The sequence below is a fragment of the Siccirubricoccus soli genome, from assembly GCF_024178315.1.
GTDB classification, from domain to species: domain Bacteria; phylum Pseudomonadota; class Alphaproteobacteria; order Acetobacterales; family Acetobacteraceae; genus Siccirubricoccus; species Siccirubricoccus soli.
This window is the reverse complement of the sequence record NZ_JAMZIK010000208.1, coordinates 1-19268: the sequence shown is the minus strand read 5'-3', so window position 1 is coordinate 19268 and position 19268 is coordinate 1. Positions and strand designations below refer to the sequence as shown.

At 69.8% G+C, this 19268-nt stretch carries 18 protein-coding genes and 1 pseudogene; 10 read left to right on the top strand and 9 right to left on the bottom strand.

What is annotated here, in order from left to right:
• The 3 genes and pseudogenes from NJ376_RS26135 to NJ376_RS28910 form a co-directional block, all read right to left on the bottom strand.
• Window positions 1–102: pseudogene (locus NJ376_RS26135) on the bottom strand (IS481 family transposase); the annotation flags it as partial.
• Between the two features lie 572 nt (window positions 103–674).
• Window positions 675–974 (bottom strand): hypothetical protein, encoded by a 300-nt coding sequence (locus tag NJ376_RS26130; protein WP_252956302.1) that lies wholly within the window; start codon window positions 972–974, stop codon window positions 675–677.
• A gap of 425 nt (window positions 975–1399) precedes the next feature.
• Complete coding sequence (locus tag NJ376_RS28910) at window positions 1400–1531, bottom strand: hypothetical protein (protein ID WP_256476602.1); 132 nt, start codon at window positions 1529–1531, stop codon at window positions 1400–1402.
• Between the two features lie 53 nt (window positions 1532–1584).
• On the opposite strand from NJ376_RS28910, the gene NJ376_RS26125 reads away from it, so the two are divergent.
• Window positions 1585–1818 (top strand): hypothetical protein, encoded by a 234-nt coding sequence (locus NJ376_RS26125; RefSeq protein WP_252956301.1) that lies wholly within the window; start codon window positions 1585–1587, stop codon window positions 1816–1818.
• A gap of 118 nt (window positions 1819–1936) precedes the next feature.
• Here NJ376_RS26125 and NJ376_RS26120 read toward each other — a convergent pair whose 3' ends face one another.
• The 4 genes from NJ376_RS26120 to NJ376_RS26105 are packed head-to-tail and all read right to left on the bottom strand — an operon-like array spanning window position 1937 to window position 6882.
• A complete protein-coding gene (locus NJ376_RS26120; protein WP_252956300.1) occupies window positions 1937–3118 on the bottom strand; it encodes an acetate/propionate family kinase in 1182 nt (393 codons plus the stop codon).
• Window positions 3115–4506, bottom strand: a complete 1392-nt coding sequence (locus NJ376_RS26115; RefSeq protein ID WP_252956299.1) for a bifunctional enoyl-CoA hydratase/phosphate acetyltransferase — start codon at window positions 4504–4506, stop codon at window positions 3115–3117. The genes NJ376_RS26120 and NJ376_RS26115 overlap by 4 nt, the downstream gene beginning before the upstream one ends.
• Window positions 4507–4513: 7 nt before the next feature.
• Window positions 4514–6280 (bottom strand): PHA/PHB synthase family protein, encoded by a 1767-nt coding sequence (locus NJ376_RS26110; protein ID WP_252956298.1) that lies wholly within the window; start codon window positions 6278–6280, stop codon window positions 4514–4516.
• The gene (locus NJ376_RS26105) at window positions 6277–6882 is read right to left on the bottom strand and encodes a TetR/AcrR family transcriptional regulator (RefSeq protein ID WP_252956297.1); all 606 of its coding nucleotides are present in this window, start codon (window positions 6880–6882) and stop codon (window positions 6277–6279) included. Before NJ376_RS26105 ends, NJ376_RS26110 begins: the two co-directional genes overlap by 4 nt.
• A 156-nt stretch (window positions 6883–7038) precedes the next feature.
• Between NJ376_RS26105 and NJ376_RS26100 the strand changes: the two genes are divergently transcribed.
• From NJ376_RS26100 to NJ376_RS26070, 7 genes are all read left to right on the top strand, one after another.
• Window positions 7039–7374, top strand: coding sequence for a phasin family protein (locus NJ376_RS26100; protein ID WP_252956296.1), 336 nt, complete (start codon window positions 7039–7041; stop codon window positions 7372–7374).
• A gap of 70 nt (window positions 7375–7444) precedes the next feature.
• Window positions 7445–8515, top strand: a complete 1071-nt coding sequence (locus NJ376_RS26095; protein ID WP_252956295.1) for an HlyD family secretion protein — start codon at window positions 7445–7447, stop codon at window positions 8513–8515.
• On the top strand, window positions 8512–11253 hold the full coding sequence (rbbA, locus tag NJ376_RS26090) for a ribosome-associated ATPase/putative transporter RbbA (RefSeq protein WP_252956294.1): 2742 nt from the start codon (window positions 8512–8514) through the stop codon (window positions 11251–11253). Before NJ376_RS26095 ends, rbbA begins: the two co-directional genes overlap by 4 nt.
• A gap of 2 nt (window positions 11254–11255) precedes the next feature.
• The gene (locus NJ376_RS26085) at window positions 11256–12368 is read left to right on the top strand and encodes an ABC transporter permease (RefSeq protein WP_252956293.1); all 1113 of its coding nucleotides are present in this window, start codon (window positions 11256–11258) and stop codon (window positions 12366–12368) included.
• A gap of 32 nt (window positions 12369–12400) precedes the next feature.
• The gene (locus NJ376_RS26080) at window positions 12401–13156 is read left to right on the top strand and encodes an SDR family NAD(P)-dependent oxidoreductase (RefSeq protein ID WP_252956292.1); all 756 of its coding nucleotides are present in this window, start codon (window positions 12401–12403) and stop codon (window positions 13154–13156) included.
• A gap of 23 nt (window positions 13157–13179) precedes the next feature.
• Window positions 13180–14451, top strand: a complete 1272-nt coding sequence (locus tag NJ376_RS26075; RefSeq protein ID WP_252956291.1) for an NAD(P)/FAD-dependent oxidoreductase — start codon at window positions 13180–13182, stop codon at window positions 14449–14451.
• 48 nt (window positions 14452–14499) lie between these two features.
• On the top strand, window positions 14500–16926 hold the full coding sequence (locus tag NJ376_RS26070) for an FAD-dependent oxidoreductase (protein ID WP_252956290.1): 2427 nt from the start codon (window positions 14500–14502) through the stop codon (window positions 16924–16926).
• On the opposite strand, the gene phbB is transcribed toward NJ376_RS26070, so the two are convergent.
• Window positions 16901–17626 carry an acetoacetyl-CoA reductase gene (gene phbB / locus NJ376_RS26065; RefSeq protein ID WP_252956289.1) on the bottom strand — a complete coding sequence of 242 codons (726 nt, stop codon included), beginning with the start codon at window positions 17624–17626 and terminating at the stop codon, window positions 16901–16903. The two genes, NJ376_RS26070 and phbB, sit on opposite strands and share 26 nt — an antisense overlap.
• Window positions 17627–17788: 162 nt before the next feature.
• Between phbB and NJ376_RS26060 the strand changes: the two genes are divergently transcribed.
• Window positions 17789–18469: a TetR/AcrR family transcriptional regulator gene (locus tag NJ376_RS26060; protein ID WP_252956288.1), complete on the top strand. Its 681-nt coding sequence runs from the start codon at window positions 17789–17791 to the stop codon at window positions 18467–18469.
• A 22-nt stretch (window positions 18470–18491) separates the two neighbouring features.
• Here NJ376_RS26060 and NJ376_RS26055 read toward each other — a convergent pair whose 3' ends face one another.
• Complete coding sequence (locus NJ376_RS26055) at window positions 18492–19040, bottom strand: ParB/Srx family N-terminal domain-containing protein (RefSeq protein ID WP_252956287.1); 549 nt, start codon at window positions 19038–19040, stop codon at window positions 18492–18494.
• A 39-nt stretch (window positions 19041–19079) separates the two neighbouring features.
• On the opposite strand from NJ376_RS26055, the gene NJ376_RS26050 reads away from it, so the two are divergent.
• The coding region (locus tag NJ376_RS26050) for a transposase (RefSeq protein WP_252953065.1) at window positions 19080–19268 on the top strand (189 nt) is incomplete at its 3' end.

Genomic DNA, 19268 nt, shown 5'->3' with positions numbered 1-19268 from the left:
CCCGTAGCGGCTGGCGAGCCCTCTCAGGCTCTCTTGACTATGCTGGATCGCTCGACGGATCGCCGCTGTCGTTGTGGCGCTCCCATGATGAACCTGGCCCATAGCGCGTCCTTCCACGTCTGCTGGAAGACCGCACCATCAAACCCCGGGACCAAACATCTAGAGCCAGCCCACGCGCCTGCAGCAGCGTGAGCAGGTGGATTGCGATCACCGTCATGACGGCGTAGGCGAGCGTGAATACGACGGCGAGGAGGTTGAAGGCCAGGCGCTGCTCGGGCGGCAGGTGGCCGGACCGCGTGCCCGGAGCATCGGCGGAGGACGCCTCGGGTGCGCGTGCCTCCTTCGGCACCACGAGGAGATAGCAGGGCAGCACCACCGCGAGGTGGACAAGCGCGTAGGCGAGGCACGCGCCACGCCAGCCGACCCACGCCTCCAGCAACGCGGTCAGCGGCTAGCAGACCGTGCTGGCGAAGCCGCCGGACAGGGTGACCTTGGTGATCGCGGGCTAAGGCGCGCCGCGGCGCGTCTCTCCCGCGCTGGCGGCGTCAGCCAGCTTGCCGATGCCACCAGCATCGGCGGCGCCGTCGGCCTGCGGCGTCGCGGCAGTGCCGCGGCCCTGGCCAGCACAGGAAATCCATCGCCGCTGCATCGCCGGTCCCTCCCCGACCACGCTCTCAGAGGGCGGTGGCGGAGACGGGCCCGGCCAGGGCCGAGACGTTGCCCTCGGCCGAGACGGCGCGCAGCCAGTACCAGCGGGTCTGGTCGGCACTGAGGCCGGTTCGGTCGAAGAACAGGCCCGTCGGCTCGGCGGCGAGCTTGCTGGCGGCGGCGAGGCTGTTGGTGGCGGCCTCGAACAGCTGCAGCCGGACAGCGTCGGCCGGGAACCCGCCCGAGATCCGGATCCCGCCGCTGATGCCCGTCGCGGTGGGCGCCGAGACGGTGCCCGGCACCAGCGCCTCGCGCCAGCCCGACACCGCCCCGCTGCGGGCCACGGCGCGCCCGGAAGGCGGTCGGCTCGGCGGTGGGGATCGCGGCTGCGGTGGCGCCCAGCCCCGCCCCGTAGCCCTGCCAGGCGGCGACCGAGGCGGGCAGGAACTCGACCTCGTAGCCGGCGAGGTGCGGCGCTCGGGACCGCCGCCCAGGACACCGCCAGGGCGGCAAAGCTGGTGCTGGTCGGGGTGGTGACAGCGATGCTGGCCGGCGCGGCGATCACGCCGGGGTTGGGCAGCACCACGGACGGGCTCTCGCCGGTGGCGCGCTCGTCCACCGCCGGGTCCCAGTCCCAAACCGCCGGGTCCTCCTCGGCGAGGGTCAGGTTCACCCCGCCATCCGGTGACAGCGACCAGCCAGTCACCCGCGCCGGGAAGGGCCCCATACGATCGAGGGCGACCAGCGCCCCCTACCAGGGGCGCAGCCGCAGGGCCGAGAGGTTGGCCGGGAAGGCGACCTCGCGCTGGCGGCGGTTGCGCTCCAGCTCGGCCTTCATGATCCGCTGCACCGTGCTGACCGAGGTGGTGAGCGGGAACTCCATGTCGCGGTAGCGGGTGCAATCTGTTCCTTTTGAACCGGCCGGAGGCGAGCCGCGTGCTCAACTTCTGGCAATTGCTGGAGCAGCAACGCAAGCGGCCCTTGGCAATGGTCCGGAGCTTGGGATTGGTTCCAGTGCTACGCTACGTCTTTGGCCGGCCGACCTTGCGCGGCGCTATCAATGTCCTGGAGCAGAGATGCCAAGCTCGACTTTCTGTCGTCGAGTTGCCCTTTGGCGCAGCGGCAGTTGACGTCGACAAGCCTGCTGATCTTCTGCGCGCGCAGCAATGAGCAGGGCAAGCGCTGGTGGCATCGGGGGCTAAGCCTGCAGCGTGGCATCGATGTTCACCGCGCCGTAACTTGGGACCTGCAGGAGGACACGGAATAGAGTCGCCTCAGCCTCAGCAGGCTACTGCATCCCTAGGATGGCGAGCGTCTCGGCCGCGATGACCTGTTCCTCGTCCGTCGGGATCACGAAAGCCGCCACGCGGCTTGAGGAAGTGGTGATGCGTTCAGCATTCTGCGCATTGGCCGCGGCGTCGAGCTCGAGACCGAGCCAGCCGAGCCGCTCGCAGATGGCTTGACGCATGACGGGCTGATTCTCGCCGATCCCTGCGGTGAAGACCACGGCATCGAGGCCGCCCAGCGTTATGGTCAGCCGCCCGATCTCGCCGGCCGTGCGGAAGGCGAAGAGGTCAATGGCCTCCCAGGCTTCGGGCCGGTCGCTTTCCAGCAGCTCTCGGCTGTCGGCGCTCAGCCCCGACACGCCGAGAAGGCCGCTCCGGTGATAGAGCATGTCCTCCAGCTCCCCGAGCGGCCGCCGCCCCGCGCCGAGCAGATGCAGCAGGACGCCCGGATCGAGCGCGCCACAGCGCGTGGCCATCGGGATGCCGTCCAGGGTCGAAAAGCCCATGCTGCTGTCCTGGCTCACCCCGTTCCGCAGGCCGCACAGGCTGGCTCCGCTGCCGAGATGCGCGATGACGACCCGCCCCCGCGCCACCTCCGGCGCCCGCCGCGCCAGCTCGCCGGAGACGAATTTGTAGGACAGGCCGTGGAAGCCATAGCGCTTCACCCCCTCCGCATGGAGCGCGCGCGGGATCGCGAAGCGCCGGACGAGCTCCGGGTTGGTCCTGTGGAAGGCGGTGTCGAAGGAGGCGAACTGCGCGAGGCCCGGCCGCAGCGCCCGGATGGCGCGGATCAGCCGGAGGCTCTGCGGCTGATGCAGCGGCGCGAGCGCCGTCAGCTCCTCAATGGCCTCCAGGGCCGCATCGTCGATCCGGACCGGCCCGGCGAAGCCGTCGCCGCCATGCACCACCCGATGGCCGATCGCGGCGATGCGCTCCGGATCGGCATGCCCGGCCAAGCGGCGGAAGGTCTCCGCCAGCGCCGCCTGCATGTCCTGCGAGGCCTCGGGCGGGAGCTCCGCCTCGAAGAGGCCAGGCCCTTCCTGCATCCGCAGGCGGGCCGGGTCCTTCCGGAAGTCGATCACGCCCCGGGCGACGCGCTGCGGCCCTTCCGGAGCGATTCCGAACAGGCCGATCTTTACCGTAGAGGAGCCGGCATTGAGCGTGAGCAGCAGATCGGCGCTCATGGTGCGGCTTTATGCTCGGCGACGAGCTTTGCGAGCGCCGCCGAGGCGATGCGCGCGGACAGCGGATCGGCGCGGCTGGTCAGCACGATGGGGACGCGCGCGCCGAGCACCAGCCCGGCCGCCGTCGCGCCGCCGAAATAGATCAGCTGCTTCGCCAGCATGTTTCCGGCCTCCAGATCGGGAACGAGCAGGATGTCGGCCCGTCCGGCGACCGGCGAGACGATGCCCTTGGTCCGCGCCGCATCGGCGCTGACGGCATTGTCGAAGGCGAGGGGGCCATCGACCTTCGCCCCCGTGATCTGCCCCCGCGAGGCCATCATCGACAGGGCGGCCGCGTCGAGCGTCGCCTGCATCTTCGGATTGACGGTTTCGACGGCCGCCAGCACCGCCACCAGCGGCTCCTCCATCCCGAGCAGCCGGAGGAGATCGACCGCGTTCTGGCAGATATCCCGCTTGTGCTCCAGCGTCGGCTGGATGTTGACCGCCGCATCGGTGACGATGAGCGGCTTCGGATAGGCCGGCACGTCCATGACGTAGACGTGGCTGAGCCGACGCTCCGTCCGGAGGTTGGAGCCGGGGGCCAGCACCGCCTCCAGCAGCTCGTCGGTGTGCAGGCTGCCCTTCACCAGTATCGCCACGCGCCCCGCCGCCGCGAGCTCGACGGCGCGGGCGGCGGCGGCGTGGCTGTGCGGCACGGCCTCGATCGCGATCCCATCCAGCGTGACCTGCGCCGCCTCCGCCGCGGCGCGGATCTTCGATTCAGGGCCGATCAGCAGCGGCTCCAGCAGCCCTTCGTCGCGGACCTCGATCGCGCCCAGGATCGCCGCCGGCGAGCAGGGATGCACGATGGCGGCTGGGACCGGCGGCCGGCTCCGGGCATCCTTCACGAAGGTCTCGTAGCGCTCGTGCCGGCGGAGCGAGACGTCGGGCAGCCGCGTCCTCGGCCATTCAATGAGCCGATCTGGCGCGATCACGGTGGCGGTCCCGGCCAGCACCGCCTCGCCACGCTGGTTGGTGCAGGCCGTGTCCAGCAGCACGATGGCCTTCTCCGTCCGCTTCTCCTTCACGGTGACGGTCGCGGTCACGGTGTCTCCCGGTGCGACCGGCTTCAGGAATTTCAGCTCCTGCCCGAGGTAGATGGTGCCCGGACCGGGCAGCATCGTGCCCAGCACGGCCGAGACCAGCGCGGCCGTCCACATGCCATGCGCGACGATGTGACCGAAGCGGTCGGTGGCCGCAAAGATGGCATCGAGATGCGCTGGATTGATGTCGCCCGAGACGGCCGCGAAGAGGTCGATGTCGTCGCGCCCGACGCTTCGCACCAGGGAGGCGGTGTCGCCGACCTGCAGCTCCGCGAAGGGCCGGTTGCGGAGGAATTCCTCGCTCATCGCTTCCTCAGCGCTGGAAGATATAGGTTCCGGGCGCATCGGCGTCCGGCGCATAGCCCTTGTCGGCGGCGCCCATCGGCGGGGGCGGCACGGGCTCGGGCGAGGAATGGCCTGCGAGCCAAGGAAGCCATTCCTCCCACCAGGAGCCCTCCTTCCGATCCGCCATCAGGGCCCATTCCTCGGCGTCGAAGCAGGTGCCGTCCTTCCGCCGGGTGGCGACGCGGAAGCGCCGGCCGGCGCGGCCCGGCTCGCTCACGATGCCGGCATTGTGGCCGCCGCTCGTGAGCACGAAGGTGACGTCGGTGTCAGCGAGGAGGTGGATCTTGTAGACGGAGCGCCAGGGCGCGACGTGGTCGCGCTCGGTGCCCACCACGAAGAGCGGCACGCGGATGTTCTGCAATGCCGCCGGCCGGCCCTCCACGAGGAAGCGCCCGGCCGCGAGCTCGTTGTCGAGATACAGGCGCTGCAGGTATTCCGCATGCATCCGGTAGGGCATGCGCGTGGAATCCGCGTTCCAGGCCATCAGGTCGATCATCGGCGTGCGCTCGCCCATCAGGTAGTCGTGCACGAGCCGCGACCAGATGAGGTCGTTGGTGCGCAGGAGCTGGAAGGCCCCGGCCATCTGCTCGGCCGAGAGGTAGCCCCGGTTCCACATCATGCTGTCGAGGAAGTGCATCTGGCTGTGGTCGATGAACAGTGCGAGCTCGCCGGGCTCGGTGAAGTCGGTCTGCGCCGCGAGGAGGGTCATGGAGGCGAGCCGGTCGTCGCCGGCCCGCGCCATCGCCGCCGCGGCGATCGCGAGCAGCGTGCCGCCCAGGCAATAGCCTGTCGCGTGGATCTTCCGATCCGGCAAGATGGCCCGGACCGCGTCGAGCGCCGCCATCACGCCCATCCGGCGGTAGTCGTCCATCGTGAGGTCGCGGTCCTGCGCGGTGGGGTTGCGCCAGGAGATGCAGAAGACGGTATGTCCCTTCGAGACCAGGTATCGCACCAGCGAGTTCTGCGGCGACAGGTCGAGGATGTAGTACTTCATGATCCAGGCCGGCACGATCAGCACCGGCTCGGCCAGCACCGTCTCCGTCGCCGGGGCGTACTGGATCAGCTCGATCAGGTGGTTCCGGTAGACCACTCTGCCCGGCGTCATCGCCACGTCGCGGCCAGGCAGGAAGGCCTCTGCGCCGATGGGCGGCTGGCCCGTGGCGAGCCGGCCGACATCCTCGAACCAGTTCCGGAAGCCCTGCAGGAAGTTTGCCCCGCCGGACTGGAAGGTCTTCTCGAGGATCTCCGGATTGGTGAAGGGGTTGTTCGATGGCGAGAACACGTCCAGCCACTGCCGTGCCGCGAAGGAGATGACCTCCTCGTGGTGCGGCGCCATGCCCGGAACCTCGCGGGTGACGTTGTGCCACCATTGCTGGTTGAGCAGGAAGGCCTGCGCCCAGAAGGCGAAAGGCTGCTTGCGCCAGGCCTCGGCGCGGAAGCGGTAGTCGCCCGGCAGCGGCTCGATGCAGGGCGGCGTCTCCCGCTGCGCAGCGGAGGCCGCCAGCCAGGTGAGCAGCCGGACGGCCTTCCGTCCCGCCTTGTCTACCAGCTCCATCCGCTTGCCCGGCGCCGAGGCGAGATGGATGGACCAGTCGAACAGCGCCAGCGCGAGGGAGTTCGGGGATACTCCGGACGTCGCGCGCCCCGTCATGGCCTCGCGCATCCGGTCAACCGCCCGGAACGCCTCGCTGTTCACGCTCTCGTCGTCGCTTGCCGGGAAGGCGGGTGGGCTCATCGGCGCAACTCCATCGCGGCCCGCGGTGCGCGGCCGTCATCCGCCTCCAGGATGGCCTGGAGGGTCCGTTCGATCAGCCGGTGAAGCGCGCCGCCCTCCGGCTCGCGCAGCGACCCGAGGGCGAGCACGTTCCGCAGGATGCCCAACCCTCCCAGGAAGGCTGCAATCGCCGCGGCTTGCTGGGCGGAGGGGTGTGGCGGCCTTCCGGCCAGGGGCACGACGAAGCCCGTCACGATGCACTCGCGCAGCACGCGTGCGCCGTCTGGACTCGATAGCGCGCGGATGACGATGTCGAACGGACCGATCCCATCACCGGCGTGCGCGGCGTCTTGCGCGAAAACCTGCCTTGCCAGGGACGCGGCCAAGCCGTTGGGTTCTGAGAAGATGCGGCCGGGCCGAAGCGCCGTCTCCACCGCTCGGGCGAAGAGCTCTTCCTGGGAGCCGAAGCAGCGATACATGCAGGCGACATCGACGCCGGCATCGGCGGCGATGTCCCAGAGCCCGATATCCTCATAGGCGTGCACTGAGAACCGCCGCCTGGCGGCCTGCAGAATGCGATCGCGCACCGCGAGTGGCGCCTGTTGCGCGGGTTCGCGGCGCATGGATGCCCTCGTCCGGGTTTGTTGGTTTACCATGGCTAAACCCTGGGGGGCGGATCTGTCAACAGTCGTTGACATAGATCAAGGCAGCGTTCATTCAGGCCGGGCAGAACATACGAATTGCCGATCAGGGCACCGCGCCTCAGAGGAGCTTCGAAGATGGCTGAGAAGAAGATCGAGATTGCGGCGGAGGCCCTGTCGACCGCACCGCCCAGGGCGCCGGCGGCGCTGCCCGGCGGCATCGAGTGGCTGAAGCCCTTCTCGGAGGCGCCCACGGCCCTGTACACGAATCTCTACCGGGAGAGCTTCGGCGCGCTGGCTCGCGCCCTCCAGGCGCAGGCGGACTTCGCAAGGAGGCTGGCGGAGTGCAAGGGGCCGGCCGAGGCGCTCTCCTGCCAACTGGATTTCCTGCGGTCCGCCTCGGTGGCCTGCAGCGAGGAAGCGCAGCGCGCCTACCGGTCGCTGCAGTCGACGCTCACGAGCGCGCCGGGCTGAGGGCCGGGCTGCCGGCCATGGCCGGCTCGGGGGCGGTCTCCGGGCCCATAGCTTTGAAGGTATCGGAACGGTGACACCTCTGCTCAGGCGCGTCGTCCTGGTCGCGGCCGTCGCGGCGCTGGCCGGCGGCGGCTATCTCGCATGGCGAGAGCTCTCCCCGGCTGGCCTGCCGGCCGGCATCGCCAGCGGGAACGGGCGCATCGAGGCCGTCGAGATCGACATCTCGACGAAGATTGCCGGTCGCATCCGCGAGATCCTCGTCAACGAGGGCGATTTCGTGCAGGCAGGCCAGCTGCTTGCGCGGATGGACACCGCCCCGCTGACGGCCCAGCGCCGGGAGGCCGAGGCCCAGCTGCAGCGGTCGCAGATCGCCATCGGCACCGCCGAGAGCCTGGTGGCCCAGCGCCAGGCGGAGCGGATGGCCGCCGCCGCGACGGTCGAGCAGCGCGAGGCCGAGCGCGACGCCGCGAACGCGCGGCGCGCGCGCACCGAGCAGCTCGCCCGGACCAACAATGCGCCCCTCCAGCTGCTGGACGACGACCGGGCGCGGGCCCTGGGGGCGGAGGCCGCCCTCGGCGCGGCGCGGGCGCAGCTCGCCGCCTCGGATGCCGCGATCAACGCGGCGCGGTCGCAGGTCGTCGATGCGCGCTCCGCCGTGGACGCGGCGCGGGCCACCATCGAGCGCATCGACGTGGACATCGCGGACAGCGACCTGAAGGCGCCGCGCGACGGCCGCGTGCAGTACCGCGTGGCGCAGCCGGGCGAGGTGCTCGCGGCCGGCGGTCGGGTGCTGAACCTCGTCGACCTCGGCGACGTCTACGTAAACTTCTTCCTGCCCGCCGAGCAGGCCGGGCGGCTCCGCTACGGGGCGGAGGCGCGCCTCGTCCTGGACGCGGCGCCGCAATACGTCATCCCGGCCTCCATCTCCTTCGTCGCCGACGTCGCCCAGTTCACGCCGCGCAGCGTCGAGACCGCGCAGGAGCGGCAGAAGCTCATGTTCCGCGTCAAGGCGCGCATCGCGCCGGAGCTGCTGCGCCGCTACATCACCCAGGTGAAGGCCGGCATCCCCGGCGTCGCCTATGTCCGCCTCGTGCCCGACGCCGCCTGGCCCTCCAGCCTGACCGGGACGCTGGTGCAGTGAGCGGGGAACCGCCTGCCGTCGCGCGGCTGCGGGAGGTGAGCCTGTCCTACGGCAAGGCCCGAGCCCTGGATGGTGTGACCCTCGACATCCCTACCGGCCGCATGGTCGGGTTGATCGGCCCGGACGGCGTGGGCAAGTCGAGCCTGCTGGCCCTCATCGCCGGCGCCCAGGCGATCCGGTCCGGCCGGATCGAGGTGCTGGGCGGCGACATGGCCGATGCGGGCCACCGCGCACGGACCTGCCCGCGGATCGCCTACATGCCGCAGGGCCTGGGGAAGAACCTCTACCCGACGCTCTCGGTCTTCGAGAACGTGGACTTCTTCGGCCGGCTCTTCGGCCAGGGCCGGGAGGAGCGCGAACGCCGCATCGCGGAGCTCCTGCGCAGTACCGGCCTGGCGGACTTCGCGGACCGCCCGGCCGGCAAGCTCTCGGGCGGCATGAAGCAGAAGCTCGGCCTCTGCTGCGCGCTGATCCACGACCCGGACCTGCTGATCCTCGACGAGCCGACCACCGGGGTTGATCCGCTGTCGCGCCGGCAGTTCTGGGAGCTGATCGACCGCATCCGCGGCGGCCGCGCCGGCATGAGCGTGATCGTCGCCACCGCCTACATGGAGGAGGCCGCGCGCTTCGACGGGCTGGTGGCGATGGATTCCGGCCGCGTGCTCGCCACCGGCACGCCCGCCGACCTGCTGGCGCGGACCGGCGCGGCGACGCTTGACGCCGCCTTCATCGCCCTGCTGCCGGAGGAGCGGCGCCGCGGGCACGAGAAGCTGGTCATCCCGCCCCGGCCCGCGGGAGGCGAGGCAGAGGCCGCGATCGAGGCCGAGCACCTCTCCATGCGCTTCGGCGACTTCACGGCGGTGGACGATGTGAGCTTCCGCATCGGCCGCGGCGAGATCTTCGGCTTCCTCGGCTCCAACGGCTGCGGCAAGACGACCACCATGAAGATGCTCACGGGCCTGCTCGCCGCGAGCGAGGGCAAGGCCCGGCTCTTCGGCCGCGAGGTCGATCCCTCCGACATGGAGGTGCGCCGCCGCGTGGGCTACATGTCGCAGGCCTTCTCGCTCTATTCCGAGCTGACGGTGCGGCAGAACCTCGACCTGCACGCGCGGCTCTTCCGCATGCCGGCCGACCGCATCCCTGCGCGGATCGAGGAGATGGTGGCGCGCTTCGACCTGGCCGGCGTGATGGACAGCCTGCCGGACGCGCTGCCCCTCGGCATTCGCCAGCGCCTGTCGCTCGCGGTGGCGATGATCCATTCGCCCGAGCTGCTGATCCTCGACGAGCCGACCTCGGGCGTGGACCCCATGGCGCGCGACGCCTTCTGGCGCATCCTCTCCGACCTCTCGCGGAAGGACGGCGTGACGATCTTCGTCTCGACGCACTTCATGAACGAGGCGGAGCTCTGCGACCGCATCTCCCTGATGCACGCGGGCAAGGTCCTGATCAGCGACACGCCGGCCGCCATCATCGCGAGCCGGTCCGCACACACGCTCGAGGAAGCCTTCATCGCCTATCTGGAGGAGGCGGAAGGCCGGCAGGAGGAGGCGCCTCCCGCCGCGCTGGCTCCGGTCGCGGAGGCGGTGCAGGAAAACACCGGCACCGCGCGCATCTTCAGCCCGCGCCGGATGCTCGCCTATGCGCGGCGCGAGGCCCTGGAGCTCCGGCGCGACCCCATCCGCGCGACGCTCGCCATGCTGGGCAGCGTGCTGCTGATGCTCGTCATCGGCTACGGCATCAACATGGATGTCGAGAACCTGTCCTTCGCCGTGCTCGACCGCGACGACACGACGGTGAGCCGCGACTACACGCTGCAGATCGCCGGCTCGCGCTACTTCATTCAGAAGCCACCCATCACGGACTACGAGGACCTTGACCGCCGCATGCGCACCGGCGAGCTGAGCCTCGCGATCGAGATTCCGCCGGGCTTCGGCCGCGACGTGGCGCGCGGCCGCAACGTCGAGGTCGGCGCCTGGATCGACGGCGCCATGCCCTCGCGCGCGGAGACGGTGCGCGGCTACGTGCAGGGCATGCATGCCGCCTGGCTGACGCAGAAGGCCCGCGAGCTCCTGGGCGACGCCGCCGCGATCGGCGCATTCCAGATCCAGGTCCGCTACCGCTACAACCCCGACATCCAGAGTCTGGTCGCGATGGTGCCGGCCGTGATCCCGCTGCTGCTGATGATGATCCCGGCCATGTTCGCCGTCCTCAGCGTGGTTCGCGAGAAGGAGCTCGGCTCCATCATCAACTTCTACACCACGCCCGTGACGCGGCTGGAGTTCCTGCTCGGCAAGCAGCTGCCTTACGTCCTGCTTGCCATGCTGAACTTCCTGATGTTGGCGGGCTTCGCGGTCTTCGTCTTCGGCGTGCCGGTCACCGGCAGCTTCCTCGCCCTCAGCACGGCCGCGCTGCTCTACGTCATCTGCGCGACGGGCATGGGCCTGCTGATCTCGAGCTTCATGCGCAGCCAGATCGCGGCCATCTTCGGCACCTCGCTCATCACCCTGATCCCGGCCGTGCAGTATTCCGGCATGACCGATCCCGTCTCCTCGCTGGAGGGCGCGGGCGCGCTGATCGGCCGCATCTATCCGACGACCCATTTCATCACCATCGCGCGCGGCACCTTCTCGAAGGCACTCGGCTTCGCCGATCTCGGGGAGGCCTTCCTGCCGCTCCTGATCGCCGTTCCCGTGCTGCTGGGCCTGGCGGCGGTGCTGCTGCGCAAGCAGGCGCGCTGACCATGCGGCTCGCGAATGTCCTGCAGCTCGGCATCAAGGAGCTGCGCGGCCTGGCGCGGGATCCGATGCTGCTGATCCTGATCGCCTACGCCTTCACCCTCTCGATCTACACGGCCTCCCGCGCCATGCCCGAGACGCTGAGCCGCGCCGCCATCGCCATCGTGGACGAGGACCGCTCGCCGGTCTCGGGGCGCATCGCGCTCGCCTTCTACCCGCCCTACTTCGTCATCCCCCGGCTCATTTCGGCCACCGAGATGGACCGGCGGATGGACGAGGGCATCGATACCTTCGCGCTCGATATCCCGCCGAATTTCCAGCGCGATCTGCTGGCCGGGCGCGCGCCGGAGATCCAGCTCAACGTGGACGCCACGCGCATGACGCAGGCCTTCACCGGGGCCGGGCACATCCAGTCCATCGTCACGGCCGAGGTGAACGAGTTCCTCAGCCGCTACCGCTCCGGGGCCGCGCTTCCCGTCGACCTCACGCTGCGCGCGCGCTTCAACCAGGAGCTGAACAAGAGCTGGTTCGGCGCGATCACCAACGTCATCTCCTCCATCACCATGCTGTCGATCGTCCTGACCGGCGCGGCGCTGATCCGCGAGCGGGAGCACGGCACGATCGACCACCTGCTGGTCATGCCCGTCACGCCGGTCGAGATCATGCTGAGCAAGATCTGGTCCATGGGCCTCGTGGTGCTCGCCGCCTCGGCCTTCTCGATCGTCGTGGTGGTGCAGGGCCTGCTGGCGGTGCCGATCGAGGGCTCCGTTCCGCTCTTCCTGCTCGGCGCGGCGCTGCAGCTCTTCGCCACCACCTGCATGGGAATCTTCCTGGCCACCATCGCCGGCTCGATGCCGCAGTTCGGCCTGCTGCTGATCCTCGTGCTGCTGCCGCTCCAGGTGCTGTCCGGCGGCACCACGCCGCGCGAGAGCATGCCCGAGATCATCCAGACCATCATGCTGGCGGCGCCCAACACGCATTTCGTCATCCTGGCGCAGGCCATCCTCTTCCGCGGCGCCGGCCTCGGCGTCGTCTGGCCCCAGTTCGCGGCCCTCATCGGGATCGGCGCCGCGCTCTTCCTGTTCTCGCTCCACCGTTTCCGGCTCTTCCTGAGATGAGCCGCCGTACCCACGAAATGAGGAGGCCTTCCATGGAGATCGTTCCCGACAGATTCGCCGGCCGGACGGTCGTCGTCACGGGCGCCGGCGCGGGAATCGGCCGCGCCACCGCCGCGCGGCTTCTCCGGGAGGGCGCCCGGGTCATCGCCACCGACCTTGATGGGAAGCGTTTGGCAGCGCTCGGGCAGGGGAAGGTGGAGGGCGCCCTCCTGACGGTGACCGGCGACCTCTGCGACGGAGGAACCGTGCAGAGGATCGTCGAGGCCTGCGCCGGCCGCGCGGACGCGCTCGCCAATGTGGCGGGCATCATGGATGGCTTTCTGCCGCTCGCGGAGATCGACGACGAGACCTGGGACAGGGTGCTGGCCGTCAACCTGACGGCCGTGATGCGGCTGACCCGTGCCGTCCTGCCCGTGATGCTCGTGGCGGGGCAGGGCAGCATCGTCAATGTCGCCTCGATCGCCGCGCTGCGGGGCTCCGCCGCCGGCGTCGCCTACACCGCCTCCAAGCACGCCCTGCTGGGGCTGACGCGGAGCACGGCCTTCATCTACGGCCCGGACGGCATCAGGACCAATGCGGTGGCGCCGGGGGGCGTGCAGACCTCCATCGTCGCGACGCCCCGCTCGGAGAGCGCCTGGGCGCGGATCGAGCCGGTGATGCAGGCCAATGCGCCGCCCTCGGTCGATGCGGACACGCTGGCCGCCAACATTCTCTGGCTCATGACCGACGAGGCCCGGAACGTCAACGGCGCGGTGCTCTCGTCGGATGGCGGCTGGTCTGCCTGCTGACCATGGGGGAGGCACATCATGTCGTGATCCTGGGCGGCGGCGTTGCCGGGATCGAGATCGCCACGCGGCTGGCGGCGCGCACTGTAGGTGGGCGGCGCGTGAAGGTTACCCTCATCGACCGGGAAACCGCGCATGTCTGGAAGCCGATGCTGCACACCATCGCCGCCGGCACGCGCGACGTCCACCAGCAGCAGACGGCCTATGTGGCGCAGGCGCGGACCCATGGCTTCGTCTTCCAGCCCGGCGAGGTGCTGGGCATCGACCGCGGGGCTCGGCGCGTCCTGCTGGCGCCCTGGCTTTCGGCCCAAGGGCAGGAATTGCTCCCTGCGCGTGAGGTTCCATACAACACGCTCGTCCTCGCGCTGGGCAGCACGGCGAATGATTTCGGCACCCCTGGCGTGAAGGAGCATTGCCGCACCATCGACTCGCGCCGCCAGGCCATCGAATTCAATGACGAGGTGCGCCTGCGCATCCTGCAATCGGTCACGAAGAATGAGCCGCTCGCCATCGGCATCGTCGGCGGTGGCGCGACAGGGGTGGAACTCGCGGCCGAACTGGTCGAGCTGGCGACGCTGGCCGAGTACTACGGCGCGACAGGCATGTCGCGCAGGCTCGGCGTGACCCTCGTCGAGAGCGGCGACCGCCTGCTGGCGGCCTTCCCGGAGCGGATCGCTCAGGCGTCGCGATCCCGCCTCGAGGAACTCGGCGTCACCGTGAAGACCGGCGCCCGGGTGATGGCCGCCGAGCCGGAGGGATTCCGGCTGTCGGACGGCAGCCTGGTGGACGCGGGGCTCAAGGTTTGGGCCGCCGGCGTCAAGGCGCCGGACGTCCTGGCCAGCCTCGATGGGCTGGAGATGACGCGCACGCATCAGGTGGTCGTCGGGCCGACGCTCCAGGCCACGCAGGATGCGGATATCTATGCCCTGGGCGATTGCTCGAGCCTGACTCTCGCGGGGCAGGGGCGGCCGCTGCCGCCGACCGCGCAGGTCGCGCACCAGCAAGCCCGATACCTGGCGCAATGGCTGCCGGACCTGCTGGCGGGCCGATCCGTGCCCGATTTCAGCTATCGCGACTTCGGCTCGCTGGTCTCGCTCGGCGGCTTCGATGCCTATGGATCGCTCGGCAAGTTCGGCTTCTTCAAGGGCGGGTTCATCCGTGGCCGCGTCGCCCAGCTTGGACACGCGATGCTGTACCGCAGCCATCAGGCCCGCCTTCACGGCTTCTGGCACGGCAGCCTGCTCTGGCTGGTGGACCGCATCAATGCGCGCGTCCGTCCGGCGATACGGGTGGACTGAACCTGATCCGTTCCCGGGCGCGAACCCGCCATGGAGATTGGCATAACGATGCGAGAGGTCGACCACCTGATTCTCGGCGGGGGCGGCGCCGGCGCGGCGGCGGCGGCGACCCTGAGGCTGGAAGGAGCGGCGGGCTCTGTCATGATCCTGTCGGCCGACCGGGCCCCACCCTACCACCGCCCGTCGCTGTCGAAGCAGCTGCTGCTCGGGACCGCCGATGAAAGGCGGATCCTGCTGCGGCCGGAGAGCTTCTACCAGGACCAGGCGATCGAGCTCGCGCTGAATGCCCGCGCTGCCGCGGTCGATCCGGGGCGGCAGGTCGTCACGACCGCGGCGGGTGAGGAAATCCGCTACGGGCGGCTGCTGATCGCGACCGGCTCCAGGCCGAAGCGCCTCCTGGCCCCGGGGGAGGAGCTTCCGGGCGTGCACTACCTCCGCCGCAGGGCCGATTGCGACGCGATCCGCGCCCGGATCGCGTCGGGCGCGCGGCGGGCCATCGTGCTGGGCGGAAGCTTCCTGGGGCTGGAGATCGCCATGTCGCTCATCGAGCTCGGTCTCGAGGTCACGATCGTCGAATGCGAGGGCGTCGTGTTGCCGCATGTCGAGGCGCCGGAGGTCTCGGCGTACTTCCGGCGCCATGCCGAGGAGCGCGGCGCCCAGATCCTGCTGGGCGAGACCATCGCGGCGATCCATGGCGGGGACCGCATCCGGGAGGCGGAGCTGGCATCGGGGCGCCGTCTCCCCTGCGACATGCTCGTCGTCAGCATCGGCGTCGAGCCGGATACGGGCTTCCTGGAGCAAAGCGGGATCGCGCTCGACGAGGGGCTCGTCCTCGTCGACGAGCTGCTGCAGACGAGCGCGCCGAACGTCTTCGCAGCGGGAGACGTCACCAGCTTCTACGACCCCGTCTTCGCCCGCCGCCGGCACATCGAGCACTGGGACAACGCGGAGAAGCAGGGGCACCTCGCGGCCCGGAACATGCTAGGGCAGCGGCGCCGCTACGACGAGGTCTCCTACTTCTTCTGCGATGTCGGGGATGTCAGCTTCAGCATGCTCGGCGCCCCGGAGGAGGCGGAGGAGCGGATCGGCCGCGGCTCCCTGGAGGAGAAGTCCTTCGCCCTCTTCTATCTGAAGGGCGACCTCCTCCGCGCCTTCTTCACGATCGGTCGGCCCGTCGAGGAGACCAGCGGCGCCAAGGGGCTGATCCGCTACCGGGTCAATCTCCGCGATGCGAAGGGACGGCTCCACGACCCGGCCTTCGCCCTCGACCGCCTCCCGACCCAGACCGTCCTCGTCCTGCAGGGCGGCGGCGCGCTCGGGGCCTTCGAATGCGGCGTGGTGAAGGCGCTGGAGGAGGAAAGGATCTTCCCCGACATCGTCGCCGGCATCTCCATCGGCGCGCTGAACGGTGCGATCATCGCAGCCCATCCGCGCCATGCCGCGGAGGCGCTGGAAGCCTTCTGGTCGGACATCTCGGTGCGGACCCCGCCCGCGGCCTGCGAGGAGGTGGCGACGGCGGCGGCCTCCCTCGGCATCCTGATGTACGGCGTGCCGAACTTCTTCCGCCCGCGATGGCTGCCCTCCTTCTCCGCGCCGATGACGCCGCCGATGAGCTGGACCAGCTTCTACGACATCGGCCCGATGCGGGAGCTGATCGCGAAATACGTGGACTTCCCCAAGCTCCGGAACAGCCCGGTCCGGCTCATGGTCGGCGCGGTCGACGTCGCCACTGCCGAGCTCGAGATCTTCGACAGCTATGTCGACGGGCTGACGCCCGACCACATCCTGGCGAGCGGCAGCCTGCCGCCGGGCTTCCCCTGGACGGAGATCGACGGCAAGGCCTACTGGGACGGCGGCGTCATCAGCAACTCGCCGCTCGACATCGTGACCGACCGCTGCGGCCCGGACGGGAAGCGGGTCTTCATCGTGGACCTCTTCTCGGGGCAGCGGCCGCTGCCGGCGAACATGATGGAGGTGATGGCCCGGCGCGACGAGATCGTCTACTCCGAGCGCGTGCGCAGCGACCTGCGCCTGCGCGAGCTGGTCGGCGCCTATCGGGGACTGGTCAGCGGCATCCTCGGCCTGGTCGACCCGGCGATCCAGGCGAAGATCCGGCAGCGGCCGCTCTACCTGGAGCTGATGGGCGACGGGGCGCCGACGCGCATCACGCGCTTCGTCCGCCCCGGAAGGCCGGGCGAGCCCGCCTCGCGCGACTACGATTTCTCGGACGTCTCCGTCCGCTTCAACCAGAAGGAGGGCTATGCCCTGGCCAGGCGGACCCTCGGCACCAGCAGCGAGCAGCAGCTCAACGCCGGCCCGGTCCCGGGTCGCCATGTGGTGCCGAGGAACCGTTCCCTTCCGAAGTTCGGCGACAGCGACGGCCTCTCGGGGCCGGAGCCGCAGCCTGCTGGTCCCGGAAGCAACGGTGCGGCGAAGGGTGCCCGGCGCGTCAGATCAGGTACTGGCCGCCGTTGACCGTCAGCGTCGAACCGGTGACGAAGCCGGCCTCCTCCGAGGCGAGGAAGAGCACGCAGCGCGCGATCTCCTCGGGCTGGCCGAGCCGGCCGACGGGAATCTGCGACAGGACCGACTTCTCCAGCACGTCCTGCGGCACGGCGCGCACCATGTCCGTCTCGGTATAGCCGGGGCAGACCGCGTTGACGGTGATCCCCTTCCGGGCGTTCTCCTGCGCCAGGGCCTTGGTGAAGCCGAGGTCGCCCGCCTTGGAGGCGGAGTAGTTCGTCTGCCCGATCTGGCCCTTCTGCCCGTTGATCGAGGAGATGTTGACGATGCGGCCGAAGCCGCGCTCGCGCATCCCCTCGATGACCTGGCGGGTCATGTTGAAGAGCGAGTTCAGGTTGGTGTCGATGACGGTGCGCCACTGCTCCAGCGTCATCCTGTGCAGCATGGCGTCGCACGTGATGCCGGCGTTGTTGACCAGGATGTCGACGGCGCCGAGCTCCTCCGTGACCTGTCGCACGCCGGCAGCGCAGGCCGCGAAGTCGGAGACGTCCCACTTGAACACGGCGATGCCGGTCTCGCGGCGGAAGGCCGCGGCGGCCTCCTCGTTGCCGGCATAGTTGGCTGCCACCCTGTGGCCTTCCGCGTGGAGCGCCTTCGAGATCGCGGCGCCGATGCCGCGCGTTCCCCCCGTGACGATTGCCGTTCTGGACATTATATCCATCCTTCGATAACGCGCCGATGCATCTTCGGCGCCGGCCCAGGAAAGTGGACAACTGGACCGCCGGCCATGATCCATGTCAACAGCTGTTGATATGCGCGCAGGTGGATCGAATCGGCTGTTGAAGTCATGTCGCCGGCGGAAGCAGGATGAGGAATGTCACCGCAACTGGACGTTCAGGGTTCGAAGCAGGACACGCGAAGCCGGATTCTCGAAGCCGCGCTGCTTCGCTTCGCCCAATGCTCCTATGAAGAGACCAAGCTTCGGGATATCGCCGCCGATGTCGGCGTGGACGTGGCCCTGGTCCACCGGACCTTCGGCTCCAAGGAGAGGCTTTTCGAGGAAGTCGTCGCCGCGGCCTGCCAGTCCCGGCAGCTTTTCTCTGCCGAGCGGAAGGAATTGCCCGCCCGCCTCGCCGCCAGGCTCCTGGAGCCCAGCCTCGACCGGGTGATCCGGGTGGTGGATCCGCTCGACATCTTCGTCCGCAACCTCCTGAGCCCTGAGGCGATCCCCATCCTTCGGGCGGCGTTGGCCCGGGACGTGGTCGAGCCGCTGGTTCCCAAGCTGGGCGATCCGGCGCCTCAGCGCGCCGTGCTGCTTGCCGCCTGCCTGGCGGGCATCGGCATCTTCCGCCATGTACTACACGTGGAGCCGCTTCTGGAGGAGTTCGATGGCGATATCGAGCCTCTCATCATCCGCATGATGGAGACCGTTGTCGGCGCCGGGCCTTCTGCCGGCGCCCGGGGAAGCGCCACGCGAAACGGCAAGACGGCTCCGCGTGCCGGCAAGGCGGGCCCTGCCGCGCGGCCGCGGCAGCGGAAGCAAGGCGCTCGCTAGCCTCTTCGTTGTGGCCGCTCATTCAGGTGACAGAGTGCGGCCGGCGAGCGCAAAGGGGCTCGAAAGGGCGGTTCCGACCGTGGTGAAGACGAAGGCCCCCGCCCGCCGGCGCTTCGTCCGTCTCCGTCGCGCCGGGCGCGCCACCCCCGCCAACCTCCGGCTGATCCGCCTCCCCGGGCGCTTCGCCATCGGTGACGGCGGTCTCTGCCGCCGCGAGGATTGCGCTCAGCTCGTCGGCCGAGAAGCCGAGCATGGCCAGGTCGATCTCCGCCGCGGCTTGCACGCTGGCCAGCGCCTCGCGCAGCAGCGCCTGGTCCCAGGTCCCGTTCTCTGCGATGCGGTTGTCGGCGAGCCGGAGCGCGTCCTTCTGTGCCGACGACAGGTGGCGCAGCACGATCACCGGCACCCGCTCGATGCCGAGCGCCACCGCCGCCTCGAGCCGGCCATGGCCGGCGATCAGCACGCCGGCCTCATCCACCAGCAGCGGGTTGGTGAAGCCGAAGGCCAGCATGCTGGCCTTGATCTGCTCGAGCTGCGCCGCGCCGTGCACCGTAAGCGGCAGCCGATCCACGCCTTGTGGTGATCACGGCGGGTGGTCGATGTCGTGGGCATGACCGACGACACGACGACGCCAGCACCACTCGTGAGCCGCTCATATGAGCGTCGTAAGAGCGGTTCCGGAGCAGGCTCTGAGCCTGCAGTCGAGGTCCGCGTGCGCGCGGTGCGGCGGCGGAGCTGGTCCACTGAGGAGCGGTTGCGGATCGTGCGGGAGACGCTCGAGCCTGGCGTGATCGTCCAG